The organism is Streptomyces sp. NPDC001443 (assembly GCF_053597355.1).
Genome location: NZ_JBSFIA010000023.1, coordinates 102,155 through 123,179, shown reverse-complemented (window position 1 = coordinate 123,179; position 21,025 = coordinate 102,155). Strand labels below are relative to the sequence as shown.

16 protein-coding genes are annotated in these 21,025 nt (G+C 73.3%); 4 read left to right on the top strand and 12 right to left on the bottom strand.

The window, feature by feature from the left end; translation table 11 throughout:
• Nucleotides 1–6 precede the first annotated feature (6 nt).
• Both ACWC24_RS23775 and ACWC24_RS23770 read right to left on the bottom strand, forming a co-directional pair.
• Nucleotides 7–645 (bottom strand): RNA polymerase sigma factor, encoded by a 639-nt coding sequence (locus tag ACWC24_RS23775; RefSeq protein ID WP_450664866.1) that lies wholly within the window; start codon nucleotides 643–645, stop codon nucleotides 7–9.
• Nucleotides 642–2,078 (bottom strand): S8/S53 family peptidase, encoded by a 1,437-nt coding sequence (locus ACWC24_RS23770; protein WP_450664865.1) that lies wholly within the window; start codon nucleotides 2,076–2,078, stop codon nucleotides 642–644. The genes ACWC24_RS23775 and ACWC24_RS23770 overlap by 4 nt, the downstream gene beginning before the upstream one ends.
• 155 nt (nucleotides 2,079–2,233) lie before the next feature.
• On the opposite strand from ACWC24_RS23770, the gene ACWC24_RS23765 reads away from it, so the two are divergent.
• Nucleotides 2,234–4,801: a CHAT domain-containing protein gene (locus ACWC24_RS23765; RefSeq protein ID WP_450664890.1), complete on the top strand. Its 2,568-nt coding sequence runs from the start codon at nucleotides 2,234–2,236 to the stop codon at nucleotides 4,799–4,801.
• Nucleotides 4,802–4,831: 30 nt separating this feature from the next.
• Here ACWC24_RS23765 and ACWC24_RS23760 read toward each other — a convergent pair whose 3' ends face one another.
• Complete coding sequence (locus ACWC24_RS23760; RefSeq protein WP_450664864.1) at nucleotides 4,832–6,823, bottom strand: LuxR C-terminal-related transcriptional regulator; 1,992 nt, start codon at nucleotides 6,821–6,823, stop codon at nucleotides 4,832–4,834.
• Between the two features lie 311 nt (nucleotides 6,824–7,134).
• Between ACWC24_RS23760 and absR1 the strand changes: the two genes are divergently transcribed.
• Nucleotides 7,135–8,220: a beta-glucuronidase AbsR1 gene (gene absR1 / locus ACWC24_RS23755; RefSeq protein ID WP_450664863.1), complete on the top strand. Its 1,086-nt coding sequence runs from the start codon at nucleotides 7,135–7,137 to the stop codon at nucleotides 8,218–8,220.
• Between the two features lie 117 nt (nucleotides 8,221–8,337).
• On the opposite strand, the gene ACWC24_RS23750 is transcribed toward absR1, so the two are convergent.
• From ACWC24_RS23750 to paaA, 7 genes are all read right to left on the bottom strand, one after another.
• Nucleotides 8,338–9,204, bottom strand: a complete 867-nt coding sequence (locus ACWC24_RS23750; RefSeq protein ID WP_450664862.1) for a glutathione S-transferase C-terminal domain-containing protein — start codon at nucleotides 9,202–9,204, stop codon at nucleotides 8,338–8,340.
• Between the two features lie 118 nt (nucleotides 9,205–9,322).
• Entirely contained in the window at nucleotides 9,323–9,457 is a 135-nt protein-coding gene (locus ACWC24_RS23745) for a putative leader peptide (RefSeq protein WP_450664861.1), read from the bottom strand.
• Between the two features lie 136 nt (nucleotides 9,458–9,593).
• A complete protein-coding gene (paaE, locus tag ACWC24_RS23740; protein WP_450664860.1) occupies nucleotides 9,594–10,709 on the bottom strand; it encodes a 1,2-phenylacetyl-CoA epoxidase subunit PaaE in 1,116 nt (371 codons plus the stop codon).
• A complete protein-coding gene (paaD, locus tag ACWC24_RS23735; RefSeq protein WP_450664859.1) occupies nucleotides 10,709–11,239 on the bottom strand; it encodes a 1,2-phenylacetyl-CoA epoxidase subunit PaaD in 531 nt (176 codons plus the stop codon). The genes paaE and paaD overlap by 1 nt, the downstream gene beginning before the upstream one ends.
• Complete coding sequence (gene paaC / locus ACWC24_RS23730) at nucleotides 11,233–12,084, bottom strand: 1,2-phenylacetyl-CoA epoxidase subunit PaaC (RefSeq protein WP_450664858.1); 852 nt, start codon at nucleotides 12,082–12,084, stop codon at nucleotides 11,233–11,235. Before paaC ends, paaD begins: the two co-directional genes overlap by 7 nt.
• 10 nt (nucleotides 12,085–12,094) lie before the next feature.
• Nucleotides 12,095–12,382: a 1,2-phenylacetyl-CoA epoxidase subunit PaaB gene (gene paaB, locus ACWC24_RS23725; protein ID WP_450664857.1), complete on the bottom strand. Its 288-nt coding sequence runs from the start codon at nucleotides 12,380–12,382 to the stop codon at nucleotides 12,095–12,097.
• Entirely contained in the window at nucleotides 12,379–13,350 is a 972-nt protein-coding gene (paaA, locus tag ACWC24_RS23720; RefSeq protein ID WP_450664856.1) for a 1,2-phenylacetyl-CoA epoxidase subunit PaaA, read from the bottom strand. The genes paaB and paaA overlap by 4 nt, the downstream gene beginning before the upstream one ends.
• 153 nt (nucleotides 13,351–13,503) lie before the next feature.
• Between paaA and paaI the strand changes: the two genes are divergently transcribed.
• Together paaI and paaK are read left to right on the top strand one after the other, a co-directional pair.
• Nucleotides 13,504–14,043 carry a hydroxyphenylacetyl-CoA thioesterase PaaI gene (gene paaI / locus ACWC24_RS23715; RefSeq protein ID WP_450664855.1) on the top strand — a complete coding sequence of 180 codons (540 nt, stop codon included), beginning with the start codon at nucleotides 13,504–13,506 and terminating at the stop codon, nucleotides 14,041–14,043.
• A complete protein-coding gene (paaK, locus tag ACWC24_RS23710; RefSeq protein ID WP_450664854.1) occupies nucleotides 14,040–15,395 on the top strand; it encodes a phenylacetate--CoA ligase PaaK in 1,356 nt (451 codons plus the stop codon). The genes paaI and paaK overlap by 4 nt, the downstream gene beginning before the upstream one ends.
• A gap of 702 nt (nucleotides 15,396–16,097) precedes the next feature.
• Here paaK and ACWC24_RS23705 read toward each other — a convergent pair.
• Nucleotides 16,098–16,646: a hypothetical protein gene (locus tag ACWC24_RS23705; protein ID WP_450664853.1), complete on the bottom strand. Its 549-nt coding sequence runs from the start codon at nucleotides 16,644–16,646 to the stop codon at nucleotides 16,098–16,100.
• Nucleotides 16,643–20,983, bottom strand: a complete 4,341-nt coding sequence (locus tag ACWC24_RS23700; RefSeq protein WP_450664852.1) for a polymorphic toxin-type HINT domain-containing protein — start codon at nucleotides 20,981–20,983, stop codon at nucleotides 16,643–16,645. Before ACWC24_RS23700 ends, ACWC24_RS23705 begins: the two co-directional genes overlap by 4 nt.
• Between the last annotated feature and the right edge of the window lie 42 nt (nucleotides 20,984–21,025).

Here is a 21,025-nt window from a genome sequence, read left to right as displayed (position 1 = left end):
CCATGTTCACAGCGCTCCCCGTGCGTCGAGTCGGGCCCGCAGCCGGCGCAGACAGCGCTGGCGCAACGGTCCGATACTGCCGACGGCGATGCCCAGTGCCGCGGACACCTCCTGATAACTGGGTGGCTGCGCGGCCATCAGGACGCGCAGCAACTGCCTGCAACGCTCGCCGAGTTCCTCGAACTCCTGCCACACGTGCCGGATGCGCTCGCTCTCGGCGGCGGCCTCCTCCGAGTCGAGCACGGACTGCTCCGGCGTACGGTCCTCGCTGACCCGGTCGAGCAGCTGCGGATCGTCGGTGGGCATCAGCCGCTTCGAGCTCCTGATGACCTTCAGGCTCTCGTGCCGTGTCGTGCTCGCCAGCCAGGAACCCGCCTTCTGCGGTTCCCGGATCCGCCCCAGGTTCTGGGCGAACCGGAACCAGACGGTCTGGTACACCTCGTGTCCGTCGGCGTCCGAGAGCCGGTGGGCGCGCACCACCGACCACACCAGGGGGCTGAGCCCCTCCACGAGCGCTTTCCAGGCCGCCGCGTCACCGTCGACGGCGGACCGGACGAGCGCGCCGACATCTGTACGATCCACGGCCCCACCCCTCGTGTACGGCAAGTCATCGTACGCCGTGGAAGGGGCACCTCCGGCCCTCATGCGGGAGGCACGAGCTGCACGACCGGCACCGGACGCCAGGTGGGCGGCCGCAGCGCCGGTACGTGCGCCCCGCGCACCTCTGCGAACCCGGTGTTCGCCGCGAGGAGCTGCCTGCGGGCCGCGCGCGGGTCGGACTCCTTGTGGGCGCTCATGTGGGAGGCGATCAGTCCGGCGGTGACCGGGGTGGCGAAGGAGGTGCCGCTCCAGTGCGCGAACCCCTCGAACATCACCTGGTCGGCCTTGCCGGGTGAGGTCTCCCGCTCCTCGCTCAACAGGCCGGTGTGGCGCGGCGACTGGCAGGTGCAGACGTAGGTGAAGCCGTACCGGCAGGCGTCGTACGTGGAGTGCCGGTACACGTACGGGACGGGTGCGTCGAAGCCGGTGAGGGAGCTGGTGAGGCGCTCGCCGGGAGCGTAGACCTGCACCCAGGAGCCGTGGTTGGTGAAGCAGGCGCCGAACTCGCCGTCCCCCCGCAGCGCTCCGACCGACAGGACGGTGTCGGCGTACTCGGGCAGCGAGGCGTAGGCGGCGGGCCAGAACGGTGCGGCGCTGGAGTTGTTGCCGGCCGCCGCGACCAACAGGGTCGGCTGGTCGCGCAGTTCGCGCATGAAGGCGTCCACGCCGAGCAGGCCGTCGGTGCGGCCGTTGCTGGTGCCGGCCGAGAGGCTGATGATGTCGGGCCAGCCGTCGCGGTCGACGGCCGCGAAGAGCGCGTCGCCGAAGTCGGACTCCAGGATGGCGCCCGCGTCGTTGAGCGTGTTCCGTACGGTGACGTCGGTGTTGGGCGCGACCGCGGCGACCAGTCCGGCGATGAACGTGCCGTGGCCCACGTACTGCTGGAGGACGCCCTGCTCGTCGGTCTCCCGGAGCTGGGGGTCGCCGTCGGTGTGGGCGAGCAACGGGTAGGAGCGGTGGTCGTGCATCAGGCCGGTGTCGATCACCAGCACGCCTACCGCGCTCCCCTGGTCGTACGTCCCCTCGGCCGGGGCGGGGTTGGGCACCTGGGTGAGCGGGGCGGGCACGGGCTCGTCGCCGGGACAGGCGTTGACGGCGATGGACACGACGTGGTTGCGGCTGACCAGCCGGCGGCCCGCGCGTCCCTCCGCCTCGCGCAGGGCACGCAGGGCGCCCGCGACGGCGCGGTCGGCGCGCCGGTCGCCGTGTCCGGGGTCGCCGACCTGGATCCGGGTGATGCCGGAGCGGTTGGTGTCCGGGCCCGCGCGCCGCACATGGTCGGCGACGAGACCGGTGGTGCCGGTGAAGTGGGTGCGCACGGTGTCCTCGACGAGGCGTGCCTCCTCGCCGTCGCGGGCGAGGACGACACCCTTCTCGTAGATGAACTCGGCGGAGTCGTCCGGCCCCATCGCGAGAGGGACATCGGGGATCGAGCGCTGGATCTGGTCGAACTGCTCGTGGAATCGCTGCGGTGCCATGCGTGTCCTCCCACAGAGGCGGTGGTCTTCAATCAGAGTGACGCGGTCGTTGATTGATACAGCGTCAAACCCCCGTTCCATGGTTCGGGGCGCTGCGGAGCACTACCATCCGTTGCGTGACAGCGGGAAGCGACTCGGTTCTCGAACTGCTGCCCATGGTGTTCGCCGCTCCCAACGACGCGGTGGCGCGGGCGGAGGGAGTACTCGGCACCGATCCACCGCCGCTGCACGCCTCTGTCGCCCACCAGGTGATCGGCATCTGGCAGCGGGACTGGGGTGACATGCGGATCGCCCTGCGGCATCTGCGCCGTGCCCGGGACCTGGCGGCGCGCGCGGATTCGGCCGAGCGGGAGGCGGACGTGCTGGGCACGCTCGGGGTGGCGCTCGTGCACGCGGGCCGGACCCGGCAGGGCCTGGCCGCCTTCGAGCGGGGGGTGGGGCGCGGCAGCGGACACACCCGGGCCCGGGTGCTGTACCGGCGGGCCTACGCCTGGTGGGTGCTGGGTCATCATCGTGAGGCACTGGAGGACGTACGCAAGGCGATCCCGGTGCTGCGACAGGCGGACGACGTCATCTGGACGGCACGCGCGCTGACCCTGCGCGCCACCGTGCATCTGGCGCTGGGCGCGGTGGAGCGGGCGGACGCCGACTTCACCGCCGCCGAGGCGCTGTGGGACACCACCGGCCAGGAGCACGACAAGGCCGACGCGGTGGAGAGCCGGGGCCTGGCCGCGTTCCGCTCCGGGGACGTGCCCGTCGCGCTGCGGCTCCTCGACGAGGCCGAGGAGCGGTACGCGAAGCTCGGCACCCCGACGTTCATGCTCAACATCCGGCGCTGCGAGGTGCTGATGGCCGCCGGACTGGCGCCGGAGGCGCTGGCCGAGGCGGACGCGGCGATCGGGGTGCTGGACGGGATCGGCGGGCAGTCCACCCGCAAGGCGGAACTGCTGCTCGGGGCCGCCCGGGCCGCCCGGCTCTCGGGCGACCCGCACACCGCGATCGCCCGCGCGGACCTGGCCGTAAGGCTGTTCGCGGCGCAGCGGCGCGGCTGGTGGGAGACGCACGCGCGGCTGGTGCTGATCGAGGCGCGGGTGGCCGCCGGGCGCGGTTCGGGGCGGCTGGTCGCGGACGCTGCGGCGGTCGCGGACCGGCTGGCCGCCTTCGGCGCGCCGGCCGCGCCGGAGGCGTCGCTGCTGGCGGGCCGGATCGCGCTCGGCCTGGGCTGGACGGCGGACGCCGAACGGCATCTGGCCGTCGCGGCGCGCAGTCGGCACAGCGGGCCGCCGCTGGCGCGGGTGACGGGCTGGGCGGCGCAGGCGCTGAGCGCCCGCGCGGCCGGTTCCGGCCGGGGGGTGCTGGAGGCCTGCCGGCGCGGCCTGGACGTGCTCGACGACCACCGGATGACGCTGGGCGCCTCGGAGTTGCGGGCCCGCGCCACCGAGCAGGGCGCGGAGCTGGCGGCGCTCGCGCAGCAGGCGAGCCTGGCCCGGGGCGGGCCGCGGCGGCTGCTGGAGTGGAGCGAGCGCTGGCGGGCCACCGTGCTGTCCGCGCCGCCCACCCGGCCGCCGGCCGATCCGGCGCTGCTGAGCGGGATGACCGCGTACCGGGAGATCGCGGCGCGGGCCGAGGAGGCGCGCCGGGACGGGCGTCCGGTGCCCGCCCTGGAGCGGGAGCAGCGACGGCTGGAGCGTGAGGTGCGCTCGCGGACCCTGCACATCCGCGGCGCGGACCCCGGCGGCGGCGACCGGTTCGAGCCGGACCGGCTGCTGCGCCGGCTGGGCGATGACGTACGGCTGCTCGAACTCGCCGTGGTGGACGGGCGGGTGCATGTGCTGCTGTGCGGTCGGGGCCGGGTGCGGCGCTGGGCGGCCGGGCTGGTCGTGGACGCGGAGCGGGAGGCCGAGTACATCCAGGCGGGGCTGCGGCGGCTGGCGCATCCGGGGGCGGAGGGCCGGCTGCCGGTGGTGGAGGCGGCCGGCGCCCGGCTGGAGGAGCTGCTGTTCGGGCCCGCGGCCGGGCAGTTGGGCAGCGGGCCGGTGGTGATCGTGCCGCCGGGCCGGCTGCACCGGGTGCCGTGGGCGTTGCTGCCGTCGCTGCGCGAGCGGGTGCTGAACGTGTCGCCTTCGGCGAGCAGCTGGCTGCGGGCCCGGGAGACCGCACCGCCGCCGGGTGGCCGTCATGTGCTGGTGCGGGGACCGGGGTTGGCGACCGGCGGCGCGGAGGTGCCCGGGCTGGCCGACCGGTACGGCACACCGGTCGTGCTGGAGCACGCCGGTGCGCGGGTGCCGCGGGTGCTGGAGGAGCTGGACGGTGCCGCGCTGGCGCACATCGCGGCGCACGGCACCTTCCGGGCGGACTCCCCACTGTTCTCGTCGCTGCGGATGGCCGACGGGCCGCTCATCGTGCACGACTTCGAGCGTCTGGACCGCAGCCCGTACCGGATCATCCTCTCCAGCTGTGACACCGCCCGGTTCGCCTCGGTCGGCGCCGACGAACTCCTCGGCCTGGTCACGGCCCTGCTGCCGCTGGGCACGGCCGGGGTGGTGGCGAGCAGCGCACCGGTCAACGACGCCGCGGTGGTGCCGCTGATGCTCGCCCTGCACAAGGGCCTCAGCACGGGCCTGAGCCTGGCCGAGGCCCTGCGCGACGCCCGTGCGGCGCTGCCGGGTGACGCGCTGCACCAGGCCACGGGGTGGGCGTTCACCGCTTTCGGCGCGGCGTGAACGCCCTTGTTCCGGTGACCTGTTCGGGGTTCAGGCCGACCGGGGCTGCGGCTGCGGGCCGCCCGTGACGAGCCACGGCAGTGCGTCGCGGTCGCCGGCGCCGAGGCGGGCGTAGGCACCGTAGAGATGGTTGCCGACGGTGCGGATGGAGAGGGTGAGCTGTTCGGCGATCTCCCGGTTGCTCAGGCCCGCCGCGGCGAGGGTGACGATCTGCCGCTGCCGGGCGGTGAGTTCGCCCAGCGCCAGGCCCGACAGGGCCGGGGTGCGGGCGCCTTGGCAGCGCCGGGCGAGTGCGGCGGCACGGGTGCGTGAGGTGCGGGCGGCGCCCGGGGCACGGTGGGCCCGGGCCGCCTGGGCGTGCGCCTCCGCCGCGAAGAGCAGGAAGCCGCGCTGTTCCAGTGCCCGGGCCGCGCGGTCCAGGGCGGCTCCGTCGCCGTGCGCGAGTGCTCTGGCGTGGGCGGCGAGCACACCGTCGGCGGGCAGGCGGTGGGCGGCCTCGGCCGGTGCGCCGAGCCGGACGGCCTCGTAGCGGGCGTACGGGTCACGGTCCCCGGACCCGTCGCGCAGGGCCTTCAGCGCCGCGGTGACGTCTCCGCGGGCGGCCGCCAGCCACGCCTGCGACGCCCGGTCGGCGGCGGCTTCGCTCGCGGTCGTGACATCGCCCGACTGCGCCGCCGCCAGGGCCAGTTCGCGGCGGCAGGCGGTGTCGTCCGGGGCGCCGCACAGGCCTTCCCTGGCCCAGGCTCCGGCCTCGCGCAGCCGTCCGCGCAGCCGGCAGAACCGGGCCCTCACGGCCGCGTACCCGGGCGGCAGCGGTACGCCCTCCGCCACCAGCCACTCCCCCACGGGGGCCGGCAGGTCCCGTACGTCCGCGTGGGCGATCCGGTGCTCCAGCGCGGCCGACTCGCACTCCAGGGCGCGTTCCCGTTCCTGCGGGGTACGGGCCAGCCGCCCCGCCCGCAGCCGGCCGGCCGCGGCCCGCAGCACCGGGCCGTGCAGCGGGTGGGCGAGGCGGACGGCGTGCGCGGGCCCCACGGGCCGGGCTGCGCCCGCACCGCCGGGGAGGTCGTCGGTCTCGGTCAGGCCGCCGGTCTCGGTCAGGCCGCCGGTCTCGATCAGGCCGCCGGTCTCGATCAGGCCGCCGGTCTCGGTCAGGCCGCCGGTCTCGGTCAGGCCGCCGGTCTCGATCAAGTCGTCGGTCTCGATCAGGCCGTCGGACTCGAGGCGTTCGAGGACGCGCAGGTCGAAGGTGTCGGCGGGCAGCGGGAGGGGCTCGGCGAAGGCGAGGCGGTCCAGGGTCTCGCGCTCGTCGGGGCAGGGGCGTTCCAGGAGCGGGGCGGTGCGTTCGCGGACGGCGGCGGTCACCGGTACCGGGCCGCGCCAGGCGCGCTCGCCGGTGTCCGGGGACGGAGTGAGGGACCCCTGTGCGTGCAGTGCGCCGAGCAGTTCGCGCAGCAGCCGCAGATCGCCCCGGGACAGGCGGTGCAGCCGGTCGACGGTGAGCGGTTCGAGCGGGCCGCCGACCCCCGCCACCAGCAACCGCGCGCTGTCCTCGGGGGGCAGTGGCGTCAGCGCGAGGCGGGGCAGCAGTTCACCGGTCCACAGCCGGCTCACCGCGCCGGGTACCGGGGCGCCGTCGGTGGCGACGACCAGCAGCCGGGTGCGGCCGTGCACGGCCAGGTGATGGACCAGGGCGGCCGACACGTCGTCCAGCAGATGGGCGTCGTCGACCATCAACAGCCGGGTTCCGGAAAGGAGTCGGACGGCCCGGTGCAGGGAGACGGTGTCCGGGAGCAGCGGCGCGAAGGCGGCCAGCGGAAGGTCGCGGGTCTCGGGGGTGCCGGCCACGTGGACGCAGCCGGTGCCCCGTACGGCCTCCGTGGCGAGCCGGGTCTTGCCGCAGCCCGCCGGTCCTGTCACCACGAGGCCGGGGCGCCCGGCGGCCAAGGACCGCCTGACCAGCTCCAGTTCGCCCTCCCGTCCGGTGAACGGCCAGGGCAGTTCCAGTGCCGCGGCAGGCAACGTTTGTCCGTCAAGAGGCGGCGTTCGGTGCGTGCTCTCGGCGTGCCGGCCGGAAGTCCTCGTACTGGACGTACTCGGGCTTTCGGCCGGTGCGGCGGTGGGGGCACCGCCCGCGCGAGCGAAGCCGAGCGTGGGGGAGCGTGCCGGGCGTCGCGACGGGGCGAACGTCGCCTGCCGCGGCACCAGGGTCTTCGCGTCCCGTTCGAAAGTCGTCACGAGGGTATGAGCGGGGATACTCACCCCTGATACAGGGCGACTTGAGTAGACCGCGACTCAGGTGTGCCGGGGTCGGTGCGCGGCAGGCTGTGCCCATGACCGCTCGCTACTGCTCCCTCGCGCAGCAGTCGGCAGCCGCCTTCCCGGCGGGGCTGACCGCCGAGCGGCTCGGCGCGCTCGTGGGCGGGCGGTCGATGTGGGTCAACGGCACGGTCGTGCACTACCACTTCTTCGACGGCGACGCCGACGGGTCCCCGATCGCGCTGCCGGGCAGCGGCGAGACCCGGTGGGTGTCGTGGGTGGGTGCCGAGGAACAGCGTGACGTGGTGCGCGAGTGCTTCCGGGAGTGGCAGGACCTCGGTATCGGGGTGTCCTTCGTCGAGGTCGGCGACCGCTCGGAGGCCGAGCTGCGGATCGGGTTCCAGCTCGGCGACGGATCCTGGTCGGCCGTGGGCAAGGACGCGCTGCGGGTCGGTCTCAACGAGCGCACCATGAATGTCGGCTGGGATCTCACCGTGCCCGGGGAGCGCCCGACGGCACTGCACCAGATCGGGCACGCGCTGGGCATGGTGCACGAGCACCAGAGCCCGTTCGCCGGTCTGCACTGGGACGACGAGGCCGTGTACGCCGATCTGGCGGGCCCGCCGAACTTCTGGAGCCGGGAGACCACGTACAACAACATCCTGCGCAAGCTGGACCCGGCCGAGGTGAACGGCTCGGTCTGGGACCCGCTGTCGATCATGGAGTTCCCGTTCTCGTCGGGGCTGGTCCTGGAGCCCGAGCAGTTCCGCGGCGGGCTGCACCCGCCCGGCGGACTCTCCCCGCTCGACAAGGAGTTCGTGCTCCGCTGGTATCCGCCGGCCGGTCCGGGCCGGCCGCCCGCGCTGGTGCCGTTCCGTTCGGCGCCGCTGCGGCTCGGCCCGGGCGAGCAGGCCGACTTCACCGTCGAGCCGGCCGAGACGCGTACGTACACGGTGGGCACGTTCGGCGACGGCGACGCCGTCGTCGTGGTGTTCGAGGAGCGGGACGGGGAGCCCCGCTTCCTCGCCGGCCGGGACGACGGCGGCACCCCGCACAACGCGACGGTCAGGGCCCGTCTGGTCAAGGGCCGCCGCTATTTCGTCCGGGTCCGCCTGTACTCCGTCCGGGGGTCGGGCGAGACGGCGGTCATGTGCTGGTGAGCACAGGACCGGCCTGACCCGGACGCACGGACCACGGTCCGGCGCCGGGGGAAAGGGGCCGGTGACGTCACCTTCGGGGGAGGGAGACGTCATCGGCCCGCCGGCGTTTCGGCGTCCTCAGATCCGGTCGGTCCCGGCCGCCGCGTGGGCGGCCCAGTCCAGGATCTGGACGGCCGACCCGGCGGCCTCCAAGCCCCGGCAATGGGCGTGGTGGCGGCGGGCGATGCCGTCGAGGTCGAGGTGGGCGCCGAAGGCCGGGTGGGCGGTCAGCCGCCGGGCGTAGGCCCACAGGGCCGGGTGGTCGACGAGCCGGTGCACGGCGGCGGCGTCCAGATGGTGGCGGTGCACGGTGTCGAGGGTCACCAGGGTCACCCACAACTCCACGTCGGCGGCGGTCGGCCGGTCGTCGGCCGGCCAGGCGCGGCCGGCCAGCCCGCGCTCCAGTGCGCCGAGCGCGGCCAGCAGCACGTCGAGGGCGGCGGCCCGCTCGTCCTCCCCGGCCCCGGCCCGTCCGGCGCGCTGCGCGGCCTCGTCGATGTCGGACACGCCCGGCCACTCGACGGCCTCGGTGCCGCTCGGGTAGAGCGAGGGCCCGTCGCCGCCGAAGCCGCGGGCCAGGTCGCGCATGATGTCGGGGGCGTGGGTGCTGACGATCCGCCCCGACCAGTCGTCGGCGAGCACCGGCGCCAGGGCCGGTCCGGTGTAGTGGTGGGCGCTCGCCTCGTACAGCGGGCGCAGTACGGCGTGTCCGCCGTCGGGGTCGTCGGGCACCGCCGGCAGCCAGGTCACCGGGCAGGCCTCGGAGAGGTCGAGCAGGCTGTGGACGACGGCGATGCGCAGACCGTCGGGACAGGCGGTGGACAGGTGGAGCCGGTAGCGGCGCGGTACGGCGTAGTGGCCGCTGCGCGCGTCGCGGCCGAGGCGGCCGCGGAAGGCGGGAGCGGGGCGGGCGGAGGGCACGGCGGCGAGCGGTGTGACGGTCATGACTCTCCCCGAGAACGATCGCGCGACGGAGGCGCGGCGGAAGCGACGTCGGACGGGCGGCCCGGTGCGCTCGGACGGCAGGCCGCGGAAGGCGGGTGCCGGGGCGTGCGGGGCCGGCTCAGACGGCTCGGCCGATCGCACTGCAGACGCGCTGGAGGTCGATGTGGCGGCGGGAGGTCAGAAGGGGCGTCGGGCGAGGCGGCGAGGACGGCGAACGGCCCGCGCACGCGGTGACCGACCCGAGGCAGCCCATATTTCCCTACCTATTCACTAGGATTCCTATCGGGAGTGTCGGGCCGCCATGAGCCGACGTCAAGAGGGCGTTCGGCAGACGGACATGAGAAAACCCCGGGGCGCCTGGTTCGCGCCCCGGGGTGTCCCGGTCCGGCTCAGCTGTCGAAGTCGACGGTCAGTTTCTCCGACACCGGGAAGGTCTGGCAGGTCAGGACGTAGCCCGCGTCGACCTCGCCCGGCTCCAGGGCGAAGTTGCGGCGCATGTCGGCCTCGCCGTCGGTGACCAGCGCACGGCAGGTGCCGCACACCCCACCCTTGCAGGCGAAGGGCAGGTCGGGGCGGGTCAGTTGGGCGCCGTCGAGGATGGTGCGGCGACGGGAGAGGGCCGAGGTGGTGGAGCGGCCGTCGAGGGTGAGGGTCACCTGGCTGACCGGTCCGTCGGCGGCGTCGGTGTCCTCCTCGTGCCGCACCTCGCGGACCGGTTCGTCGTCGGCGTAGAACAGCTCCTGGTGGACGCGCCCGTCCGGTACGCCGAGGCCGGCCAGCACCGCCTGGGCGTCGCGGACCATGCCGTGCGGGCCGCACAGCCACCAGTGGTCGGCGCTCTCCACGTCGACGAGCGCGCCGACCAGCGCGCGCAGCCGGTCGGCGTCGAGCCGGCCGGAGAGCACCTCGGCCTCGCGCGGCTCGCGGGAGAGCACGTGGGCGAGCTGGAAGCGGCTGGGGTACAGGTCCTTCAGGTCCGCCAGTTCGTCGGCGAACATCACGGACCCGGTGCGCCGGTTGCCGTAGAAGAGGGTGACCCGCGAACGGGAGTCGGCGGCGAGGACGGACTCGGCGATGGACACCATGGGCGTGATGCCGGAACCGGCGGCGACCAGGACATGGTGGCCGGGCTCGGTGAGGTCGGGGGTGAACGCGCCGGTGGGCGCCATCACCTCGACCGTGTCGCCGGGGCGCACCTCGCGCACCAGCCAGGAGGAGAACAGGCCGCCGGGCACCACGCGCACCCCGATCCGCGGCACGGAACCGGCCGGGGAGCAGATGGAGTACGAGCGACGCTCGTCGCGCCCGTCGATCTCGCGCCGCACGGTGAGCGACTGGCCGGGGGCGAACGCGAACTCCTCGGCGAGTTCCTCGGGGATCTCGAAGCTGACGGCGGCGGCGTCCTCGCACAGCGGCTGGACGGCGGCGACCCGCAGCGGGTGGAAGGCCGGACGGCGGCGCGGACGCGGACGTACGGCCGCCGAGGCGGGGGCGGTCGGGGCCATCAGATCTCCTTGACGTACTCGAACGGCTCGCGGCAGGCGAGGCAGCGCCACAGCGCCTTGCACGACGTGGCGGAGAACCGTGAGGTCTCCTCGGTGTCCGTCGCACCGCAGCGCGGGCAGGGCACGGCCGTGCGCCGGGTCGCGGACAGCACCAGCGGCACCGGGCCGGAGGCGGCGCGGCGGGGGGCGGCGCCGGGCGGCGCGATGCCGTGCTCGGCGAGCCTGCGGCGCCCCTCGGGGGTGATCCAGTCGGTGGTCCACGGCGGGTCCAGGACGGTACGGATCTCCACCCGGGCGAATCCCGCGGCGCGCAGCCGGGCGGCCACGTCCGCGCGCATCTCGGCCATCGCCGGGCAGCCCGAGTAGGTCGGCGTCAGGCTGGCGACGACCGTGCCGTCCCCCGTCACCTCGACGTCGCGCAGGACGCCGAGGTCGGCCAGGGTCAGCATGGGAAGTTCCGGGTCGGGCACCTGCGCGGCGATGCGCCGGGCGCGCCGGACGTCCGTGGGCGGGGTCGCCGTGGTCACCATGTCGCCTCCGGGTGGGCCCGGGCCACGCTCTGCAACTCGGCGAGCAGCGGGGCGAGATGCTCGGTGCGGTCGCCGTCGCGGCCTGAACCGGGCAGCGGCCGGACGTCGGGCAGGGCGAGTCCGGCGGCGTCGAGCACCTGCCCGAGCACGGCCGTCACCTCCTCGCGCACGTCCGCCGCGTCGACCCCGAACCCCGGCCCGGTGGCGAGGAGTTCGTCGGCGTACGGGAGGACGTCGGCGAGGGCGGCGCGCATCCTGCGGTGCGACTCGTCCGTGCCGTCGCCGAGGCGTACGGCCCACTCGGCCGCGTACTGCCGGTGGTAGGCCAGCTCCTTGACGCCCTTCGCCGCGATCGCCGCGAGCACGGGGTCGGCGCAGCCGGCGAGCCGCTCGAACAGGGCGAGCCGCCAGGCGGACAGCACCAGCAGCCGTACGACGGAGAACGCGAAGTCGCCGTTGGGCAGTTCGGCCAGCCGTACGTTGCGGAAGGCGTCCGCGTCGCGGAAGTAGGCGTAGGCGTCCTCGCCCCGTTCGCTGCCGTCGACCTGGCCGCAGCGCGCGTACAGCAGCCGGGCCTGGCCGAGGAGGTCGAGGCCGATGTTGGCCAGCGCCACCTCCTCCTCCAGCTCGGGGGCACGGGTGGTCCACTCGGCGAGCCGCTGGGCGGACACCAGGGCGTCGTCGCCGAGCGCCAGGCAGCAGGCGGCCAGCGCGGCGGCGTCCACACCGGCCGGCACGGTCGTGTCCACGCCGTGCAGCGGGTCCTCGAATCCGGTGCCGAACGCCCAGCGGGCGTCGTCCTCGTGTCCCTCGGCGAGGGTCAGGTAGACGTGGTCGTCACTCATGCCCTGCTCCTCAGATGTGCGGGACGTCGTCGGGGATGTCGTAGAAGGTCGGGTGGCGGTAGACCTTGTCCGCGCTGGGCGCGAAGAACGGGTCCTTCTCGTCGCGGGTGGAGGCGGCGATGTGCTCGGAGCGCACCACCCAGATGCTCACCCCTTCGTTGCGCCGGGTGTAGAGGTCGCGGGCGTGGGTCAGCGCCATCTGGTCGTCGGCCGCGTGCAGCGAGCCGACGTGCACGTGGTTGAGGCCGCGCTTGCCGCGTACGAACACCTCGTACAGGGGCCAGTCCTGCTGTGTCATGCCGCCGTACCTTCCTGAACCCGCTTGTTCCGCTTCGCCGCGTGGGCGGTGGCCGCCTCACGCACCCAGGCGCCCTCGTCGTGGGCGGCCCGGCGGCGCGCGATCCGCTCGGTGTTGAGCGGGCCGTCGCCCTTGATCACCCGCATCAGCTCGTCCCAGTCCGGGGTGCCGAAGTCGTGGTGGCCGCTCTCCTCGTTCCAGCGCAGGTCCGGGTCGGGCAGCGTGACGCCGAGCTTCTCGGCCTGCGGGACGGTCATGTCGACGAACCGCCGGCGCAGCTCGTCGTTGCTGTGCCGCTTGATCTTCCAGGCCATGGACTGCGCCGAGTTGGGGGAGGCGTCGTCCGGCGGTCCGAACATCATCAGGGACGGCCACCACCAGCGGTCCACCGCGTCCTGGACCATCTCGCGCTGGGCGTCGGTGCCGCGCATCATGGTCAGCAGCAGCTCGTAGCCCTGGCGCTGGTGGAAGGACTCCTCCTTGCAGATCCGCACCATGGCGCGCGCGTACGGCCCGTAGGAGCTGCGGCACAGCGGCACCTGGTTGCAGATCGCCGCGCCGTCCACGAACCAGCCGATCACCCCGACGTCGGCGAAGCTCAGCGTCGGGTAGTTGAAGATCGACGAGTACTTCTGGCGGCCCTCGATCAGCTTCTCGGTGAGGTCCGCGCGGTCCACGCCCAGGGTCTCGGCGGCGGAGTAGAGGTACAGGCCGTGGCCGGCCTCGTCCTGGACCTTGGCGAACAGGATGGCCTTGCGGCGCAGCGACGGCGCGCGGGTGATCCACTCGCCCTCCGGCTGCATGCCGATGATCTCCGAGTGCGCGTGCTGCGCGATCTGCCGGACCAGGGTCTTGCGGTAGCCCTCCGGCATCCAGTCCCGGGGCTCGATCCGCTGGTCGCGCGCGATCGTCGCGTCGAAGTGCTCCTGGAGGCCCTCGGGGGCGGGCGTGGAGTCTGTCGTGGTCATCTGCACCAGCTTCCCAACCGACCATTCGTTCGGTTCCAGTGTGCCCGTTCCTCCCCGGCCGGGCAAGACCTTGACAGTCGACGGCGGTGCGGGATTACGTTGGCGGTGCGCACGCTAACCGAATGTTCGGTCGGTTCACAAGGTGGTGAGATCGTGACGCAGGCCAGTGACACGGCCCTCGGCCCGGCGGAGGAGATGTTCGCCGCGGACGAGGCCTCCCGCGGTCTCGGCATCGAGCTGCTGGAGGTCGGCACGGGAAGCGCCGTGCTGCGGATGACCGTGACCCCCGCGATGGTCAACGGGCACCGCATCGCCCACGGCGGCTATCTGTTCCTGCTGGCGGACACCGCCTTCGCCTGCGCCTGCAACAGCCACGGCCCCGTGACCGTCGCGGCCGGCGCCGACGTCGACTTCGTCGCGCCCGCGTACGAGGGGGACGTCCTCGTGGCGACGGCGACGGAGCGCACCCGGTTCGGCCGCAGCGGGCTGTACGACGTGAGCGTGCTGCGCGGTGACGAGGTGATCGCGGAGTTCCGCGGCCGCAGCCGCACCGTGCGCGGCGGGCAGCCGGATCGGTCCCAGCCGGACGGATCCCGGCAGGTTCGACCGCAACCTGATCGACCGCAACCTGATCGACCGCAGCCGGATCGGCCGCAGCAGGATCGAAGCACACAGAGCAAGGAGTCGCGATGAGCAGCGCAAGCGGACTGACGGGCCCCGCGGCCCCGGGCGGCGGACGGCTCGGGGACCCGGTCCCCGGCGAGCTGCTCGACGACGGCGAGCGCCTGACCCGCGAGCAGCTGCGCGAACTCCAACTGGAGCGGCTGCGCGCGACGCTCCGACACGCCTACGACAACGTCGAGCTGTACCGCAGGAAGTTCGACGACGCGGGCGTCAAGCCCGACGACTGCCGCAGCCTTGCGGACCTGTCCCGGTTCCCCTTCACCACCAAGGCCGACCTGCGGGACACCTACCCCTTCGGCATGTTCGCCGTGCCCATGTCGGAAGTGCGCCGGGTGCACGCCTCCAGCGGCACCACCGGACGCCCCACGGTCGTCGGCTACACCGAGAACGACCTCTCCGTCTGGGCGGACGTCGTCGCCCGCTCGATCCGCGCCGCGGGCGGCCGCCCCGGCCACAAGGTCCACATCTCCTACGGCTACGGCCTGTTCACCGGCGGTCTCGGCGCGCACTACGGCGCCGAACGCGCCGGCTGCACGGTGATCCCCGCCTCCGGCGGCATGACCGCGCGCCAGGTGCAGATCATCCAGGACTTCGAGCCCGAGATCATCATGGTCACCCCGTCGTACATGCTCACCCTGCTCGACGAGTTCGAGCGGCAGGGCCTGGACCCGCGCGACAGCTCCCTGAAGGTCGGCGTCTTCGGCGCCGAGCCGTGGACGGAGGAGATGCGGCGCGAGATCGAGGAGCGCCTCGACATCCACGCGGTCGACATCTACGGGCTGTCCGAGGTGATGGGCCCGGGCGTCGCGCAGGAGTGCGTGGAGACCAAGGACGGGCTGCACGTCTGGGAGGACCACTTCTTCCCCGAGGTCGTCGACCCGATCACCGACGAGGTCATGGCCGAGGGCGACAGCGGCGAACTCGTCTTCACCTCCCTCACCAAGGAGGCGCTGCCGATCATCCGCTACCGCACCCGGGACCTGACCCGGCTGCTGCCCGGCACCGCCCGGCCCGCGTTCCGCCGGATCGAGAAGATAACGGGCCGCTGCGACGACATGATCATCCTGCGCGGGGTGAACGTCTTCCCCAGCCAGATCGAGGAGATCGTGCTGCGCACCCCCGGGGTGGCCCCGCACTTCCAGGTGCAGCTCAGCCGGCGCGGCCGGATGGACCACATGGTGGTGCGGGTCGAGGCCCGCCCCGGCGCCGGCCCCGAGCAGCGCGAGGCGGCTGCCCGGACGATCGCCCAGGGGGTGAAGGACGGGGTCGGGGTCACCGTGGAGGTGACGGTCGTCGAACCGGAGACCCTGGAACGCTCGCTCGGCAAGCTCCGCCGGGTGAAGGACCTGCGGGATCAGTGAGCGCCCGCGGCCGCACCAGGGCCGCACCCGGCCTTCCGGGCCTCACGGGACGCATACGAAGAGGGCCCCCGCGGACTTCCGTCCGCGAGGACCCCTCGCACCGTCGGGACGACAGGATTTGGACCTGCGCCCCCTTGACCCCCAGGAGTGAGGGCCATGGGAACCATCTGCAGATATCAGGCAGAAAAAGGGCGGGAAGGATGTCGGCGTCACTCACGATCAGCGTCCTCCTCGGCAGCAGCGTGGCCTTCACCACGGCTGCACTGCGCCCCCAGGACGGGTCCCGGCTGCACGGCAGTGGGACGACGAGGCCCGCATTACCTCCAGCGACTGCGCCCCCGCGCACTCACATCAGCCAGCTCAGAGCACTTCCGACACACGCCCCAGGACACGGGCCGGGAGTCCCGGCTCCGCCCCCAGGGGCAAAGCAGCTACGAGTGACGCTCACACGGTTCTCGTACTGGCGGCGGGCTTTGCGCTGCACCGGGATCGCCGGGGCGCTGGGCGTGCCGTCGAGGGGCTGAGCTCATCGGCGCCGCCATCGACTTCGCCCGCCTCGACGCTCGCCCCACCGAAACGCTCCGGGCCCGCACCCGGACCATGCACTTCCGCACGGCTTCGCCCCGCCGAGCCGGAACTCGGCGGGGCGAATCGACCCACAGCGTCTGCGGCAGGAAACGCCCTCGGCTGTCGTCGGCAGGGTTACGGCAGGTCGTCGGCCGACCGCTCCCATTCCTGGACCTCACCCCAGCGGGGGTGACCGGCGAGAAGCGGGGCTAGCGAGCGTACCGCAGCGAGCAGCCGTCGGATCATCCGTAGCGCCAGGATCTGCTCACGATCCAGCTCCCGCCAGTGCGGGGCCCACCGGGCGGCCTCCGCGGGCGACATGGGCATGGCGGCCAGCGCGCGTTCCAGCACGGGCTCCGGATCGAGCAGGGCCACGCCCGCGCGCGGCCCCACGTGCTCCAGGAGCCAGGACCGCAGGTACAGATCCCGCAGCAGCCATTCGCCCCGTTGTGGGCCGGTCGACCGCTCGGCACCTGCCAGCAGCGCCGTCCAGGCGTGCTCGACCGCGCGCCACTGCTCGTCGCTCAGCCCGGTCGGATCGCCCTGGAGACGGGCGGCGAACTGCTGGGCCGCAGCCGCCCACTCGCTCACCGCCCCGTCGGCCAGTCCTGCGTCAGGCGCTGACCAGCGCCGCACATGGCCGTCGAGATCGAGCCTGTCGAGGCCGTCGAAGCACCCATTCATCCGAACATCACCCCGGCCGCCTCGAACATCTCCCGGCCGAGTTGCTCCGCTCCGCCGCCGACCTCCCAGAACGGGTCGCCCGACTTGAAGAAGTGACCGCTGTGGGCGTTGATCTCCAGCCCGAAGTACTGGCCGCCACTGCCCGCGATCTGCGCCTCACCGGCGGCCCGTACAGCGCCACCGCCGCTCAGCACGGGGTGGGAGAGCTCCTCTTTCCCCACCATCTTCGGCATGATCACGAGTTGTCCGTCCTCCAGTACAGCCCATTTGATCGCTTCGCCGTCCATGTCGATGTACTTGTCCCAGTTCGCGGAACCCGGCTTGGCCGGGCGGATGCCCAGCCGCTCGGCGGTGGCGAGTTCCTGTTCGAGGGTGACCGCCATGTTGTTCGGCCAGATCCGACAGGCATTGTGCACCAGCACCTTCGACGAACCGACGAAGTAGGTGTGGTCGCCCTCGACCTCGAAGTTGAACACCTGGACCGGGCCACGCTGCTTCGTGACCGACTCGACCTGTGCGCCCTTGCCGTCCAAGGTGGTCAGCCGGTCGCCGGGGCGCAATGCCTCGGCCCCGGTCCAGCCCTTGCCCCGCACCCAGAAGGGATGCTCGGCAGTGGCCCGGAGGGCCTCGGTGCCGATGTCGACGGATACCAGGGCATCGGCGGTGCGCTCCATCACCCCGGCGACCGTGCGCAGCCGACGCTCGCCGGTCTCCGGGTCCTGCGCCCAGATTCGGTCGCCGGCCCGGATCTCCTCGATCGGCTTGGTGCCGTGTTCAGTGGCGATCTTGGTACCGGCTGGGAAGCACATGGAGTTCAGGGCCTGTCGGCCGAGGTTCTCCAGCCTGGCCGCCGCGGACGCGGACAGCCCCGAGCCACGCAGACCCCAGATGGCCCGGCCGATCCCGGCACCGCTGCGCATCGCGGTGCGGACCGCGAATGCCGCCTCCGCCGCCTTCACCAGCAGGCCGGGGATGATGATGCTGCCGAACAGCCACGCGCAGCTGCTGATCTTGCCCTTGGAACAGCCGACGATGTCCGCGACGGCACCTGTGGCGATCGCCTTGAGGACGGACGCGGTCAGCTCGAGCCCGTCGACGTGGACGTCCTCTTCCTTGAATCTGACGTCCAGGGGAGAGCTGGTGAGGTAGTCGCGCTGGAGGGCCGAGCCACAGTGGGCGCGCTCCACACCGGGCAGCGGGCAGGACTCGACGTAGAAGTCCATCTCGCCGTAGATGTGGAATTCCAGGTCGATCTCGCAGCCGATGTCCTTGCCACTGCCGCTGCCCACACAGTCGCTCAGCGGATTGATGTCGACCTTGGAGTCGCCGCTGGGCTTCATCACGACGCCCTCGACGCTGGTGCCGCCGCCCTCGGCGGTGCGCTCTTGCTCCTTGCGGTCCTCGAAGTCGACCTGCTGGGTACGGATGGCGGCCTCGGCGGCCTCCACGGCGAGGTTGCGCGCGTTGGCCGCGGCGGCCTCGGCGACGGTCGCGTCCTGCTCCGCCTTGTCGGCGACGGTCCGCGCGGTGGAGGCGTCGGCCTCGGCCGCGTCGGCCGCACTGCGGGCGCTCGCCGCGTCCCGTTCAGCGTCGTCGGCGGAGGCGTCCGCGTCGGTGGCATAGCCGTCGGCCGCGGTGGCTGCGGTCTGCGCGGCGGCCGCGTCGTCGATGGCCTGGTTGTTGTACTCGACCGTGTTGGCCTCGGACTTCTTCGCCGCCTTGGCCGATGCGGCCGCCGCGTCGGAGGAGGACTGGGCCGCTGCCGCGGACGCGGTGGCCTGCGCGGCCCACTCGGCCGCGTTCGCAGCCGCCTCGGCCGCCGCCTTCGCGTCGGCATCCGCCTGGGCCGCCAGTGCCTTGGCCTCGGCGGCCGCCTTCTTGGCCTGCGCCGCCTTGGCGTTGGCGACGGCGACCTGCTGCTGGGCTGCGGTCTTCGCGGCCTGCCCGGTCAGCACCGCGAGGCCCGCCGAGGAGTCGGTCTCCGCGTACGGGGAGCCCAGCTCGATGGCGTCGTTGGCCGGCTTGACGACCTGTGCCGCCGAGTCCCGGGCCGCCGCGGCGGCCTGTGCGGTGGCGTAGGCGTGGCCGGCGGTGCGGATCGCGTCGGCACCCGCGAGCACCGCCTCGGAGCGGGCGACCACGGCGTCGCCGTGTGCCTTGTCGGCGGCCTTGCGCGCGGTCTCGGCCTCGGCCTTGGCGGCGATGGCGTTCCACTTGGCGGCCTGGGACGCGGCGATCGCGTCGGCGGCGGCCGAGTGCGCCTTCTTCACCGCGGCGTCGGTGACCGCGACATCGCGCTTGGCGCCGTCCGCGGCGGCCTGCGCGCGCTGGGCCGCGCCCTGTGCCTTGGTGGCCGCCTCACGGGCGTTGGTGGCTGCCTCGGTGGCCTCGTTCGCCGCCTGACGGGCCTCCGTGGCCGCGGTGGTGGCGTCGTCGGCGGCCGCGCGGGCCTTGGTGGCGGCCTGCCGGGCCTCGATGGCGTCGGCGGTGCCGTCCACTGCGGCGAGCAGCGCCTCCGCGGCCTCGGCCTTGGCGACCAGGCTGTCGCGGCGGTCCTCGGCAGCGAGCGCGCCGTTACGGGCGTTGCGGGCTCGGTTCTCGGCGGCGAGCGCGGCGTCCTTCTTGTCGGCCGCCGTGCCGCCCGCGGCCTGCGCGTCGGACAGCTTGTCTGCGGCGACCTGCCGCTGGGACTGGGCGCGGTTCTCGGCGGCGTGCGCCTTCTGCCGCTCGGTCGCGGCGGTGTCGGCCTGTGACTTGGCGTAGTCCCGTTCGGCCTCGGCCTTCTGCCGCTTGGCCCTGGCATCGGCGGCAGCGTCCTTGGCGGTCTGCTCTGCCGCTTTCGCCTTGCTCTCCGCGGCCTTGGCCTCGGCGGCATGCTTGGCCGCCTCCTCGGCCTGGGCGGCGGCGCCCTCGGCGGCGGCCTTGGCCTGGGCCTCGGCCTCCTGGGCGGCGATGCGCCGAAACTCGGCCTTCGCGGCGTGCGCCTGGGTGTTGGCGAGGGAGTCGAGCGTCTTGCTGTCGGCGGCGGAGGCACGAGTCGCGTTGAACGCGGTCTCCGTGGCCTTCGCCGCGGCCTGTGCCGCCGCCGCGGACGCCTTGGTGACCTGCGCGGCCTGCTGGCCGTACAGCAGACCCCGGCCGCGCGGCAGACCGGCCGCGTCGGCGATGCCGTACGCCTGCGTCTGTGCCTGGGTGACCAGCTCGGCTTGGGCTTTGGCGGACAGCGCGGCCCGGGAGGCGACGTAGAGCCGTCCGCCGGCCCGGCCCTGGGTGTCCGCGATCCACTTCTTGACCTCGGTGAACTCGGCCGTGGTCGGGTAGTCGTTCGGGTGGTCGCCGGCCTTCTGGCCGGTCCAGTAGGCCTGCCAGTCCGTGAGCCGGTTCGCGATCAGCGACTCCGCAAGCGCCTCACCGAGCGCTTGCGAGGCCGTCGCCAAGTCGGCGTTGGCCTGCTTCTCGGCCCGGATGATGGTGTCCCGCTGCGTCTTCTGCCCGTCGAGCTCCGCCTCCCACTCGGTGTGCGCCGTGGCGATCTCGGCGCCGAGCACCTCGTGCGGGTCCTGCGGGTCGGTGTACGCGCAGGACGCGAAGCGGGCCTTGAGGTTCTCCACGTCGATCCGGAACTCCATCGAGTCCGGGTCGGTGACTTCGGTCGGGAAGCCGCCGTACTGGAGGAAGAGCCGGGCGTCGTCGGCGTACATGTCGTGCATGCCCGCCTGCAGTGACCGCCACGCCGCCTCGTCCCGGTAGTCCACGTTCGGGTCGGAGCCGTAGCGGGCGTTGTAGACGGTCGTGGCCGCTTCGACGGACGCCTTGTTGGCCTTGGGGTGCGGGTCGGTGTAGAACTCCCACTCGGCGTTCCAGAACTGTGCGGCGACCCACTTGGAGAGGCCGACCTTGCGGAAGGGATTGTCGGGGTCCTCCACCCACTGGAACCCGGTGTACGTATAGGTCGGAGGAGGAGACTTGACACTGAGAGACGTCTGCCACACGTACCGGCGGTCCCACAGCTCGTCCAGCTTGGCCTCTGAGGCGGCCTGGTCCGTCTCGAACGCCGAGCTGAGCGGGGTGGTGGCTTCTTTCCAGTACTCCGGGTCGGCGGCTGTGTGAAGCTGGTCCTCGGTGCCGATGAGGCCGGCCCGGGCGACCTCCTTCATCGCGGGGCCGCCTTTGCGCAGGACCCCGCTGAGGAGGCACTGCTCCCGGCGGACGCGTTCTGCGGCCGTGAGGTCGAAGGGGGTGGGGGCCGGGTCGGCCGCGGTCGCGGTGCGCGGCGACTGGGCCCTGAGGTCGGGGAGCTGACCGCCTGTCACCGCGATTGCGCCGGCGACGGTCATCGCGGTCAGGGGCAAGAAACGGGATCTCGGCAAGAGCCCCCG

What these genes read in the sequence shown, in the direction of transcription:
- paaD (WP_450664859.1), bottom strand. Translation starts at nt 11,239, where the DNA reads ATGGTGACCACGGCGACCCCGCCCACGGACGTCCGGCGCGCCCGGCGC.
- paaK (WP_450664854.1), top strand. Translation starts at nt 14,040, where the DNA reads ATGAGCAGCGCAAGCGGACTGACGGGCCCCGCGGCCCCGGGCGGCGGA.
- paaB (WP_450664857.1), bottom strand. Translation starts at nt 12,382, where the DNA reads ATGACACAGCAGGACTGGCCCCTGTACGAGGTGTTCGTACGCGGCAAG.
- ACWC24_RS23750 (WP_450664862.1), bottom strand. Translation starts at nt 9,204, where the DNA reads ATGACCGTCACACCGCTCGCCGCCGTGCCCTCCGCCCGCCCCGCTCCC.
- paaC (WP_450664858.1), bottom strand. Translation starts at nt 12,084, where the DNA reads ATGAGTGACGACCACGTCTACCTGACCCTCGCCGAGGGACACGAGGAC.
- ACWC24_RS23700 (WP_450664852.1), bottom strand. Translation starts at nt 20,983, where the DNA reads ATGACCGTCGCCGGCGCAATCGCGGTGACAGGCGGTCAGCTCCCCGAC.
- paaE (WP_450664860.1), bottom strand. Translation starts at nt 10,709, where the DNA reads ATGGCCCCGACCGCCCCCGCCTCGGCGGCCGTACGTCCGCGTCCGCGC.
- ACWC24_RS23770 (WP_450664865.1), bottom strand. Translation starts at nt 2,078, where the DNA reads ATGGCACCGCAGCGATTCCACGAGCAGTTCGACCAGATCCAGCGCTCG.
- ACWC24_RS23705 (WP_450664853.1), bottom strand. Translation starts at nt 16,646, where the DNA reads ATGAATGGGTGCTTCGACGGCCTCGACAGGCTCGATCTCGACGGCCAT.
- ACWC24_RS23775 (WP_450664866.1), bottom strand. Translation starts at nt 645, where the DNA reads ATGAGGGCCGGAGGTGCCCCTTCCACGGCGTACGATGACTTGCCGTAC.
- absR1 (WP_450664863.1), top strand. Translation starts at nt 7,135, where the DNA reads ATGACCGCTCGCTACTGCTCCCTCGCGCAGCAGTCGGCAGCCGCCTTC.
- ACWC24_RS23765 (WP_450664890.1), top strand. Translation starts at nt 2,234, where the DNA reads ATGGTGTTCGCCGCTCCCAACGACGCGGTGGCGCGGGCGGAGGGAGTA.
- paaA (WP_450664856.1), bottom strand. Translation starts at nt 13,350, where the DNA reads ATGACCACGACAGACTCCACGCCCGCCCCCGAGGGCCTCCAGGAGCAC.
- ACWC24_RS23745 (WP_450664861.1), bottom strand. Translation starts at nt 9,457, where the DNA reads ATGGGCTGCCTCGGGTCGGTCACCGCGTGCGCGGGCCGTTCGCCGTCC.